This is a genomic window from Kitasatospora sp. NPDC085464 (assembly GCF_044541955.1).
Lineage (GTDB): Bacteria > Actinomycetota > Actinomycetes > Streptomycetales > Streptomycetaceae > Kitasatospora.
On sequence record NZ_JBITTM010000096.1, the window covers coordinates 1 to 12,859 of the forward strand.

Sequence of the window (12,859 nt, forward strand, 5' to 3'; positions counted from 1 at the left end):
TACGGGCCGACGGAGACCACGGTGTGGTCGACGGTGTGGGATGTGGTGGGTGAGGCGGCGGGTTCGCCGCGGATCGGCCGTCCGATCGCGAACACCCGGGTGTATGTGCTGGACGGTGGTCTGCGTCCGGTTCCGGCGGGTGTGCCGGGTGAGTTGTACATCGCGGGTGAGGGTGTGGTGCGGGGGTACTGGCGCCGGCCGGAGCTGACGGCGGGGCGTTTCGTCGCGGATCCGTTCGGTTCCTCGGGTGCGCGGATGTATCGCACGGGTGACCTGGTGCGGTGGACGCGGGCGGGCGAGCTGGAGTACCTGTCGCGGGTCGATGACCAGGTGAAGCTGCGTGGTTTCCGGATCGAGCTGGGTGAGATCGAGTCGATGCTCGCCGCGCACGAGCACGTGGCGCAGGCGGCGGTGCTGGTCCGCGAGGACCGGCCGGGCGACAAGCGCCTGGTGGCCTACCTGGTGCCCGCCGGGGAGGGCCATCCGGTGGCGGCGGAGCTGCGGGCGCTGGCGGCGGGCCGGCTGCCGGAGTACATGGTGCCGTCGGCGTTCGTCGTGCTGGAGGCGTTCCCGTTGACGCCGAACGGGAAGCTGGACCGTCGTGCGTTGCCGGCGCCGGAGTACGGGGCGGAGTCCGCCGGGCGGGCGCCGCGTTCGCCGCGCGAGGAGATCCTGTGCGGTCTGTTCGCGGAGACGCTGGGCGTGGAGTCGGTGTCGATCGACGACGACTTCTTCCAGCTCGGCGGGCACTCCCTGCTCGCCACTCGCCTGGTGAGCCGGATCCGGTCGGTCCTGGACGTCGAACTCGCCGTTCGGCAGGTCTTCGAGGCCTCCACCGTCGCCGAACTCGCCACCGCACTGGATGCGGGAGCCGGTTCGCGCAGCCGGGTGGTCCGCGCGGTCAGGCCGGCCAGGGTGCCGCTGTCGCACGCCCAGCAGCGGCTCTGGTTCCTCCAGCACCTGGAGGGCCCGAGCGACACCTACAACATGCCGGTCTCGCTGAGCCTGACCGGTCCGGTGGACGAGCAGGCGCTCAGTGGCGCACTGGCCGACGTCGTCGCCCGCCACGAGAGCCTGCGGACCGTCTTCGCCGAGGACGCCGACGGCGCCGCCTACCAGGTGGTGCTGGAGCCGGAGCAGGTGCAGGTGCCGCTGGCCGTCGAGCAGGTCGACGACGATGACGCGGTCGTGGACCGGATGATGCGTCGCGCGGCCGGGTACGTCTTCGACCTGGGCCGGGAAGTCCCGCTGCGGGCCTCGCTGTTCAGGCTCCCTCCGGAGCCGGACGGCGAGGGCCGGGAGCGCAGCACGCTGCTGCTGCTGACCCACCACATCGCGGGCGACGCCTGGTCGCGCGGCATCCTGGTCCGCGACCTGACCACCGCCTACTCGGCGCGCGTCCTCGGGGCGGCTCCGGCCTGGCAGGAACTGCCGGTGCAGTACGCCGACTACGGCCTGTGGCAGCGCGAGCTGCTCGGCTCCGAGGCCGATCCGGAGAGCGAGGTGTCGCGTCAACTGGCCTACTGGAAGCGGACCCTGGACGGCCTGCCCGAAGAACTGGCGCTGCCGTTCGACCGGCCGCGGCCGGCCACCGCCTCCTACCGGGGCGGCCGGGTGGCCTTCGCGTTCCCCGAGGGCCTGCACGAGCGCCTGACCGTTGTGGCCCGCGAGCAGCGCGCGAGTGTGTTCATGGTGCTGCAGGCGGCGCTGGCCGCGCTGCTGACCAGGCTCGGCGCGGGCGAGGACATCCCGCTCGGCACGCCGATCGCGGGCCGCACCGACGACGTCCTGGACGACCTGGTCGGCTTCTTCGTCAACACCCTCGTCCTGCGCACCGACACCTCCGGCGACCCGACGTTCGCCGAGCTGATCGAGCGCGTCCGCACCCGGGACCTGGAGGCGTACGCGCACCAGGACCTGCCGTTCGAGCGGCTGGTCGAGGCGGTCAACCCGGAGCGCTCGCTCGCCCGGCACCCGCTCTTCCAGACGGCGCTCAGCTTCGACAGCGGTGCCCGCGCCGCAGCTGCCGGTCCCGCCGGTCCTGCCGGTCCCGCCGCTGCGGGCCCGGCCGGGCTCACGGTCACCGGGCGCCCGCTCGGCGCGCCCTCCGCGAAGTTCGACCTCTCCTTCGAGCTCGTCGAGCACGGTGCGGCGTCCGGTCGCACGCCCGCCCTGGACGGCGCGCTGGACTTCAGCGCCGACCTGTTCGACCGGGCCACCGCGCAGGGCATCGCGGACCGTTTCGTCCGCGTCCTGTCGGCCCTCGCGGAGGACCCGCACGGCCGGATCGGCGACGTGGAGGTCCTGGACGCCGACGAGCGGCACCGGATCCTCGTGGAGTGGAACGACACGGCCGTCGAGCACCGCGACCGGACCCCGGTGCACGTGCTCTTCGAGGAGCACGCGGCGGCCCGCCCCGACGCGGTGGCCCTCGCGGGCGCCGACGGGACGGTCACCTACCGGGAGCTCAACGAGCGGGCCAACCGGCTCGCCCACCTCCTGATCGGCCGGGGCGTGCGCGCCGAGAGCCGGGTCGCCGTGCTGCAGGAGCGGTCGGCGGAGCTCGTCGTCTCGACGCTCGCGGTGCTCAAGGCCGGCGGCGTGTACGTGCCGATCGACCCGCACCAGCCCGCCGCCCGTTCCGAGTTCATCCTGCGGGACACCGCGGCGGTGGCCCTGCTCACCGACCGGGCCCCGGACGCCGTCGGGTTCGCGGTGGACGTGCCGGTGCTGCGGGTGGGGCCGGGCGGCGTGCTCGACCCGGCCTCCGGACCGGCCACCGATCCGGGCGTGGCCACGGACGCCGAGCAGCTGGTGTACGTGATGTACACCTCGGGCTCGACCGGGACCCCGAAGGGCGTCGGCAACACCCACCACAACGTGGTGCACCTGGCGGCCGACCGGTTCTGGGGCGACGGCAACCACGAGCGCGTGCTGATGCACTCGCCGTACGCCTTCGACGCCTCCACCTTCGAGATCTGGACCCCGCTGCTGACCGGCGGCACCGTCGTCGTCGCCCCGGCCGGGCGGATCGACGCCGGTGACCTCGCGACCGCGATCGCCGAGGGCGGGGTGACCGGACTGTTCGTCAGCGCCGGCCTGTTCCGGGTGCTCGCGGAGGAGCGGCCGGAGTGCTTCCGGGGTGTCCGGGAGGTCTGGGCCGGTGGTGACGTGGTGTCCCCGGCCGCCGTGCGGCGCGTCCTGGAGGCCTGCCCCGGCATCGTGGTGGCCAACGAGTACGGGCCGACCGAGACCACGGTGTTCTCCACGGTCAACCGGCTGCGTTCGCCGCAGGAGGTGCCCGAGGCGGTCGTCCCGATCGGCCGGCCGTTGTGGAACACCCGGGTGCACGTGCTGGACGCGCGGCTGCGGCCGGTGCCCCCGGGCGTCGCGGGCGAGCTGTACATCGGCGGCGCCGGTGTCGCCCGCGGCTACCTGGGCCGGGCCGGGCTGACCGCCCAGCGCTTCGTGGCCGACCCCTTCACGGGCGGCGGGGAGCGGATGTACCGCACCGGCGACGTGGTGCGCCGACTCGGCGACGGGCGGCTGGAGTTCCTCGGCCGCGTCGACGACCAGGTCAAGCTGCGCGGCTTCCGGATCGAGCCCGGCGAGGTCGAGGCGGTGCTCGCGGCGCCCGGCGAGGTCGCCCAGGCCGCCGTGGTCCTGCGCGAGGACCGGCCCGGCGACAAGCGCCTCGTGGCGTACGTCGTCGCGGCCGCCGGGGCGGCGGTCGACACCGACGCCCTGCGCGCCCGGGTCGCGGCCGCCCTGCCCGACTACATGGTGCCCTCGGCCGTGGTCGTGCTGGACACGCTGCCGCTCACCCTGAACGGCAAGCTCGACCGGCGGGCCCTGCCCGCTCCCGTCTACGGGGCGGACCGGGACGGCGCCGGCGGGCGCGGGCCGCGCACCGAGCGCGAGAAGGCGCTGTGCGCGCTGTTCGCCGACGTGCTGGGCCTGGACGAGGCCGGGATCGACGACAGCTTCTTCGACCTCGGCGGCGACAGCATCATGTCGATCCAGCTGGTCAGCCGGGCCCGCCGGGCCGGACTCGAACTGTCGGTCCGCGACGTCTTCGAGCAGCGGACGGTCGCGGCCCTGGCCGAGGTCGTCCGGGAGACCGGGGGCGCGAGCGCCGAGGAGCCGGGCGCCGGGGTCGGCGAGGTGCCGCTGACGCCGATCATGCACTGGTTCCTCGAACGCGGCGGCCCCGCCGACCAGTACAACCAGTCCCGGCTGGTGCAGGTCCCGGCGTCCGTGACCCGGGAGCACCTGGCGGCGGCCGTCGGGGCCCTGCTCGACCACCACGACGCCCTGCGGGCCCGGCTCTCCCCGGCGCCCGAGCGGCGGCTGGAGGTCCGATCCCCCGGCGCCGTGGACGCCGCCGCGACGGTCCGCCGCGTCGACGCGGCCGGGCTGGACGAGCAGGCGCAGCGGGAGCTGGTCGGCCGGGAGACGCGGGCCGCCCGCGAGCGGCTCGACCTGGCCTCCGGGAGCGTGTTCCAGGCCGTCTGGTTCGACCGCGGCCGCGACCTGCCCGGCCTGCTGTTGCTGATCGTCCACCACCTGGTCGTCGACGGGGTGTCCTGGCGGATCCTGGTGCCCGACCTGGCGGAGGCGTACCGGGCGGTGGTCGGCGGGCACGAGCCCCGGCTGCAGGCCGTCGGCACCTCGCTGCGGCGCTGGTCGCAGCGGCTGTCCGACGAGGCGGCGAAGCCCGCCCGGGCGGCGGAGGCCGGCTGGTGGCAGCAGGTGCTGCGGCCCGGCGACCCGCGGATCGGCCGGCGGGCGCTGGACCCGGAGCGGGACACCTACGCCACGGCGGAGCACCTGACGGTGACCCTGCCGACGGAGGTGACCGAGCAGGTGCTCACCCGGGTGGCCTCGGTGTTCAAGGCGGAGGTCAACGACGTGCTGCTGAGCGCGTTCGCGCTGGCCTGGGCACGCTGGCGGGGCAGCCCGGCCGGCACGGCGCTGATCGACCTGGAGGGCCACGGCCGCGAGGAGGACGTGGTCGGCGGAGCGGACCTGTCCCGGACGGTGGGCTGGTTCACCAGCCTGTACCCGGTGCGGCTGGACCCGGTCACCGCCGACCTGGCCGACGCGTTCGCCGGCGGCCCGGCCGCCGGGGCCGCGCTCAAGGCGGTCAAGGAGCAGCTGCGGGCGGTGCCGGACAAGGGCATGGGCTACGGCCTGCTGCGCCACCTCAACCCGGCCACGGCCCCCGGCTTCGCCGGACTGCCCCGACCGCAGGTGGCGTTCAACTACCTGGGCCGCTTCACCACGGCCGGGCCGCAGGGCGCGGGGAGCACCGCCGTGCCCGACTGGACCGTGCTGTCCACCGCGGCCGGCGCCGGCGGCACCGACCCGAGGGTGCCGCTCGCGCACCCGCTGGAGCTCAACGCCCGTACCAACGACGGGCCCGCCGGGCCCGAGCTGGCCGCCACCTGGACCTGGGCGCGGGACATCCTCGGCCGGGCCGAGGTCGAGGAACTGGCCGACCTCTGGTTCCAGGCCCTGCGGGCGCTGACCGAGCACGCCGAACGCCCCGACGCGGGCGGGCTGACCGTCTCGGACGTGTCCCTGAGCCTGCTGAGCCAGGACGAGATCGAATCGCTGGAAGACGAGTGGAGGACCTGGTAATGGCGACGCAGTCCGGACTGCAGGACATCCTGCCGCTGGCCCCGCTCCAGGAAGGACTGTTGTTCCACAGCGTGTACGACGAGGCGGCACCCGACGTGTACCTCGTGCAGCAGGCCATCGACCTGGAGGGCGCGCTCGACACCGAGGCGCTGCAGGCGGCCTGCCGGACCCTGCTGCGGCGGCACGGCAACCTGCGCGCGGCCTTCCGCTACACGGGCGTGCAGCGCCCCGTGCAGCTCATCCCGTACGAGGTGCGGCTCCCCTGGGAGGAGCTGGACCTGACCGGGCTGCCCGAGGGGGAGCGCACGGCGGCCGCGGACCGGGCCGTCGAGGAGGACCGCACGCGCCGCTTCGACCTCGGCCGCCCGCCGCTGATGCGGTTCACCCTGATGCGGCTCGGCGAGCGGCGGCACCGGTTCGTGCTGACCAACCACCACATCCTGCTCGACGGCTGGTCGCGGCCGATGCTGGTGCGGGAGCTCCTGGCGCTGTACGCCACCGCGGGCGACGACGGCGCGCTGCCCCGGGTCCGGCCGTTCCGCGACTACCTGCAGTGGCTGGCCGGCCAGGACAAGGCGTCGGTGCTGGGCGCCTGGCGCGAGGCCCTGGCCGGGCTCGACGGTCCCACGCTGGTCGCGCCGCACGCGGGCGAGCGGGCCCCGGTCGTGCCGGGCCGGCTGGAGACGGAGCTGGACCGGGCCACCCACGAGGCGCTCACCGCGCTCGCCCGCGAGCGGGCCCTCACGCTCAACTCGCTGGTCCAGGGCGCCTGGGCGGTCGTCCTGAGCGGGCTGACCGGGCGGGACGACGTGGTCTTCGGCAGCACCGTCTCCGGCCGGCCGCCGGAGGTCCCCGGGATCGAGACCATGGTGGGGCTGTTCATCAACACCCTGCCGGTGCGCGTCGTCCTGCGGTCCGACGAGTCCCTGGTGGACACCGTCCGCCGGGTGCAGGACGAGCAGACCCGGCTCCAGCCGTACCAGCACACCGGCCTGGCCGAGGTGCAGCGGCTGGCCGGGGCCGGCGAACTCTTCGACACCACCATGGTGTTCGAGAACTACCCGGTGGACATCGGGGCCGAGAACGACCGGCCCGGCGGCATCCGCGGGGTCACCGTCACCGGCAGCCGCAACCGGGACGCCACCCACTACCCGCTCGCCCTGGTGGCGGTCGGCCGCGGCGGACTGCGGCTGCGCCTGGACCACCAGCCCGACCTCATCCCCGACGCGACCGCCCGGGCCGTGCTGGACCGGCTGGTCCGGGTGCTGCGCTCGGTCGCCGCCGAGCCGGGCCTGCCGCTGGCCCGGCTGGACCTGCTCTCCGACACCGAGCGCCGGGCCGCCCTGGTCCTCGGCCGCGGCGCGGACACCCCGGTGCCCGCGGGCGGCCTGCCCGAGGCGTTCCGGGCCCAGGCCCGGCGGACCCCGGACGCCGTCGCCGTGCGGTGCGGCACCGCCGCGTACGACTACGCCGCGCTGGACGCCCGCTCGGACGCGCTGGCGCGCCGGCTGGTCGGGCTCGGCGTGACGGCCGAGACACCGGTGGCGCTGCTCATGGAACGCTCGGCGGAGCTGGTGGTGGCGGTGCTCGCCGTCCTCAAGTCCGGCGGGGCCTACGTGCCGCTGCGCCAGGGCGACCCGGTGGACCGGCTGCGGCAGGTCGCCTCGCTGGCCGGGACCGGCCTCGTGCTGACCGACCAGGAGAACGCCGGCCGGGCGGCGGAGCTCGGCACCGGCCCGGTGGTCGCCGTCGACGACGACGGCCCGGAGCCGTCCCCCGCCGGGGCGGCGCTGCCGCGGCACGTCCCGGGGGAGCAGCTCGCCTACCTGATGCACACCTCCGGTTCGACCGGCACGCCCAAGGGCGTCGCCGTCACCCACCGCGACGTGCTCGAACTCGCCCACGACCGGTCGTTCGCGGGCGGCGCCCACCGGCGCGTCCTGGTGCACTCGCCGCACGCCTTCGACGCCTCGACGTACGAGCTGTGGGTGCCGCTGCTCTCCGGCGGCACCGCCGTCGTCGCCCCGCCCGGCGACCTCGACACCGAGGTCCTCGGCAAACTGGTCGCCGAACACGGCGTGACCGGGCTCTGGCTGACCTCCGGCCTCTTCCAGCTCGTCGCGGACGAGGCCCCGGACGCCCTCGCCGGCGTGCGGGAGGTCTGGACCGGCGGTGACGTGGTGCCCGCCGCGTCGGTCCGCCGGGTGATGGCCGCCTGCCCCGGGACGGCCGTCGTCGACGGCTACGGGCCCACCGAGACCACCACCTTCGCCGTCCGGCACCGGCTGCCCGCCGGCGGCCCCGTCCCGGACGCCGTCCCGATCGGCACCCCGCTGGACAACACCCGGCTGCTGGTCCTGGACGCGGGGCTGCGGCCCGTCCCGCCCGGCACGGCCGGCGAGCTGCACATCGCCGGGGCGGGCCTCGCGCGCGGCTACTGGCGGCGACCCGGACTCACCGCCGAGCGCTTCGTCGCCGACCCGTACGGCCCGGCCGGCTCCCGGATGTACCGCACCGGCGACCTCGTGCGGTGGACGCCCGAGGGCACCCTGGACTACCTCGGGCGCGCCGACGAACAGGTCAAGCTGCGCGGCTTCCGGATCGAACCGGGCGAGATCGAGGCCGTCCTGGGCCGCCACCCGGACGTCGCCCAGGCCGTCGTCACCGTCCAGGAGCCGCGCCCCGGCGACAAGCGGCTGGTCGCCTGCCTCGTCGCCGAACGGGGCACCGAGCCGTCCCCGGCCGCGCTGCGCGCCCACGTCGCCGCCGAACTGCCCGACTACATGGTGCCCGGCGCGTTCCTCCTCCTCGACGCACTGCCGCTCACCGGCAACGGCAAGGTCGACCGGCGGGCCCTGCCGACGGTGGACGCGACGCAGCCCGTCACGGCGGACCGGCGCGCGCCCCGCACCCCGCAGGAGTCCATCCTGTGCGGGCTGTTCGCCGAACTCCTCGGCGTGCCGCAGGTCGGCATCGACGACGACTTCTTCGACCTCGGCGGCCACTCGCTGCTCGCCACCCGGCTGGTCGGCCGGGTCCGCTCGGTCCTCGGCGCCGAACTCGCCGTCCGGCAGCTCTTCGAGCACCCCACCCCGGCGGCCCTCGCCCGGGCCCTGGACGCGGCCGGCGACGCCCGGCCGGCCCTGGAGCGGGCCACGCCCCGCCCGGAGCGCGTCCCCGCCTCGTTCGCCCAGCGCCGGCTGTGGTTCCTGCACCGTTTCGAGGGGCCCGGCGCGACCTACAACATCCCCTTCGCGCTGCGGCTCACCGGCGACCTCGACCGGGAGGCGCTGCGGACCGCCCTCGCCGACCTCGCCGAGCGCCACGAGTCGCTGCGCACCGTCTTCGCGGAGGACGCCGAGGGCCCGTACCAGATCGTCCGCGAGGGCGCGGCCGGCCGGCCGGAGCTGACCTACGTCCCCGACGTGCCGGCCGGGCGCCTCGACGCGGAGCTCGCCGCGGCGGCCGGGTACGGCTTCGCGCTCGACCGTGAACTCCCGCTGCGGGCCTGGCTGTTCGGCACCGGCGCCGGGGAGCACGTGCTGCTGCTGCTGGTGCACCACATCGCGGGCGACGGCTGGTCCGTCCCGCTGCTCGCCCGGGACCTGGTCACCGCCTACACCGCCCGGCACGGCGGCACCGCCCCCGCCTGGCGGCCGCTGCCCGTCCAGTACGCCGACTACAGCCTCTGGCAGCGCACCGTGCTCGGCGCCGAGGACGCCGACGACAGCCCGGCGGCCCGCCAACTCGCCTACTGGAAGCAGGCCCTGGCCGGCCTTCCGGAGGAGCTGGCACTGCCGGCCGACCGGCCCAGGCCCGCGGTCGCCGGCCACCGGGGGGACCGCGTCCTCTACGACGTCCCGGAAGCGCTGTACGGGCGGATCCGCGGCCTCGCCCGCTCCACCCAGTCCAGCCCGTTCATGGTGCTCCAGGCCGCCGTTGCCGCCCTGCTGACCCGGCTCGGCGCGGGCGAGGACATCCCGCTCGGCACGCCGATCGCGGGCCGCACCGACGACGTCCTGGACGACCTGGTCGGCTTCTTCGTCAACACCCTCGTCCTGCGCACCGACACCTCCGGCGACCCGACGTTCAAGGAGCTGATCGCCCGCGTCCGCGAGACGGACCTCGCCGCCTACGCGCACCAGGACCTGCCCTTCGAACGGCTGGTGGAGGCGGTCAACCCGAAGCGGGCGCAGTCCCGCCACCCCCTGTTCCAGACCATGCTCACCTTCAACAACACCGACCAGCGCAGCGCGGCCGCCCACGGCGGCCTGCGGCTGCCCGGCCTCACCGCCGAACCCCTGTCGTCCGGCACCGGCTCGGCCAAGTTCGACCTGCTGCTCTCCTTCGCCGAACGGCACGGCCCGGACGGAACCCCCGACGGCCTCGGCGCCGGGCTGGAGTTCAGCACCGACCTGTTCGACCCCGGTACGGCGCGCGCCCTCGTCGACCGGCTGCTGCGGCTGCTCGACGAGGTGACCGCCGACCCGCAGCGCCGCCTCGGCGAACTGCGGCTGCTCACCGGCCCCGAACGGGACCGGATGCTGGCCCGTGGGAAGGGCGCCGAGCACCCCCGGGCCCGGGACACCGGCCCGGCCGCCCGCTTCGAGGCCGCCGCCGCCCGCGACCCGCTCGCCACGGCCGTGGAGGACGCCGCCGGCTCGGTCGGCTACCGGGAGCTCGACGAGCGGGCCGACCGCCTCGCCCGGCTGCTGCGCGAGCGCGGCGTGGGCCCCGAGAGCCTCGTCGCCGTCGCGATGCACCGGTCCGTCGACCTGGTCACCGCCCTCGTGGCGGTCCTCAAGGCCGGCGCCGGCTACCTGCCCGTGGACCCGGCCTACCCGGCCGACCGCATCGCGTACATGCTCGAAGACGCCCGGCCGGCCCTCGTCCTGACCACACGTGAGCTGGACGCCGTCCTCCCGGGCCGGGCCGGGCCGCCGAGGCTGACGGTCGACTCCCCGGAGGTGACGGCCGCCCTCGCCGCCCGGGGCGACGGCGCCGACGCCGCGGCCGGGCACCGCGCCCCGTACCACCCGGCCCACCCCGCCTACGTCATCTACACCTCGGGCTCGACCGGCCGCCCCAAGGGGGTGACCATGCCGGCCGAAGCCCTGCTCAACCTGCTGGACTGGCACGAGCGGGAGCTCCCGGGCGGCCCCGGCACCCGGGTGGCCCAGTTCACCGCGGTCAGCTTCGACGTGTCCGTGCAGGAGATGCTCTCCGCGCTCCTCGCCGGCAAGACCCTGGTGGTCTGCCCGGAGGACGTCCGGCGCGACCCGGCCCGGCTGGCCGGGTGGCTCCAGGAGCAGCGGGTCCACGAGCTGTACGCCCCCAACCTGGTCCTGGACGCGGTGTGCGAGGCGGCGACCGCCCTGCGGCTGCCGCTGCCCGAGCTCACCGACCTCGTCCAGGCCGGGGAGGCGCTCACCCCGCACGGCGCCATCCGGACCTTCTGCGCGGCCCGGCCCGGCCGGCGCCTGCACAACCACTACGGCCCCGCCGAGACGCACGTCGTCACCGCCGTCCGGCTCCCCGACGACCCGGCCGACTGGGCGCCCACCGCGCCGCCGATCGGCGCGCCGGTCGACAACACGGCCGTCCGGCTGCTCGACGGCCGGCTCAACCCGGTGCCGACGGGCGTCCCCGGGGAGCTCTACATCGCGGGCGCCGCCCTGGCCCGCGGCTACGCGCACCGCCCCGACCGCACCGCCGAGCGGTTCGTCGCCGACCCCTGGGGCCCGCCCGGCACCCGGCTGTACCGCACCGGCGACCTCGCCCGGTGGACGGCCGACGGGCAGCTCCTCTACCTGGGACGCGCCGACACGCAGGTCAAGATCCGCGGCTTCCGGATCGAACCCGGCGAGATCGAGGCGGCCCTCGTCACCGCCCCCGGCGTCGCCCAGGCGGCTGTGGTGGTCCGCGAGGACCGGCCCGGGGACCGGCGCCTGGCCGGGTACGTGGTGGCGTCCGACGGCGCCCTCCCGCACCCGGCCGGGCTGCGGGAGCACCTGCTGCGCCGACTGCCCGAGCACATGGTCCCGGCCGCCTTCACCGTCCTGGCGGCGCTGCCGCTGACCCCCAACGGCAAGCTCGACCGGGCCGCGCTCCCGGCCCCCGACCAGGGCAACGAGGAGCGGTCGCGGCCACCGGCCACGCCCGAGGAGCACGCGCTGTGCGCCCTGTTCGCCGAGGTCCTCGGGGTGGCGGAGGTGGGTGCCGAGGACGACTTCTTCGAACTCGGCGGCCACTCCTTCCTCGCCGCCCGGCTGGTCGGCCGGATCCGCGAGGAGCTCGCGGCGGACCTGCCGGTGCGCACGGTCTTCGACGCCCCGACGCCCGCGGGCGTGGCCCGGGCCCTGGCCGGGGACGCGGCCGGCCCGGGGGAGGAGGCCACCGCGGGCGGGCGGGCCACCCGGGGGCTGCTGCCGCTGCGGGCGCGCGGCACGGCGGCGCCGGTCTTCTTCCTGCATCCGGGCGGCGGCTTCAGCTGGTGCTACGCCGGCCTGGTCCGCCACCTCGGCCCCGACGTGCCGGTCTACGGCATCCAGGCCGGCGGGCTCGACGGCTCGGGCGTCCTGCCCGCCTCGATGGCGGAGATGACCGAGGACTACCTCGCCCTGATCCGCTCCGTCCAACCCGCCGGACCGTACCGGCTGGCGGGCTGGTCCTTCGGCGGCCTGACCGCCTTCGCGCTGGCCACCCGGCTGCAGGAGGAGGGCGAGCGGGTCTCGCTCCTCGCCCTGCTCGACGCCTACCCGCAGGCCGCGGACGCCGTCACCGAGGACCCGGTGCCGCACGAGGTCGTCGCGCACAACCTGCGGGCGATGGGCTTCACCTTCGACGACGAGGAGCTCATAGCAGACGAGAAGGCGGTCCTGCTGCGCTTCCGCGAGTTCCTGCAGTCCGGGAACCAGAACCTCCGGCACCTTGAGGCGCAGGACATCCTGGCGCTGAAGGACGTCTATGTGAACAATGTCCGGCTCATGCGGCGATTCCGGCCCGAATTCTTCGACGGCGACCTGCTTTTCGTCTCCGCCGAGGAGAAGTCGGAAGCCGACCGTTCGGGCCGGTTGGATGTCAGCTTGTGGCAACCCTTCGTGGGTGGTTCGGTCGAGGTGTGCCCGGTAGAGTCCACTCATGGAAATCTGATGACGGATGCCCGGCACACGGCCCGCATCGGGCGTTTCCTCGCGGAGCGGCTGTGACCTGCGAG

Annotated in this window: 2 protein-coding genes and 1 pseudogene; all 3 read left to right on the plus strand. The window is 75.6% G+C overall.

Annotated elements, in window-relative coordinates; all coding sequences use genetic code 11:
• A pseudogene (locus tag ACIGG8_RS42240) lies at positions 1 to 180 on the plus strand (AMP-binding protein); the annotation flags it as partial.
• Between the two features lie 75 nt (positions 181 to 255).
• Positions 256 to 5,643, plus strand: coding sequence for an amino acid adenylation domain-containing protein (locus ACIGG8_RS42245; RefSeq protein WP_396553896.1), 5,388 nt, complete (start codon positions 256 to 258; stop codon positions 5,641 to 5,643).
• Positions 5,643 to 12,851 (plus strand): amino acid adenylation domain-containing protein, encoded by a 7,209-nt coding sequence (locus tag ACIGG8_RS42250; RefSeq protein WP_396553895.1) that lies wholly within the window; start codon positions 5,643 to 5,645, stop codon positions 12,849 to 12,851. The genes ACIGG8_RS42245 and ACIGG8_RS42250 overlap by 1 nt, the downstream gene beginning before the upstream one ends.
• Positions 12,852 to 12,859: the final 8 nt, after the last annotated feature.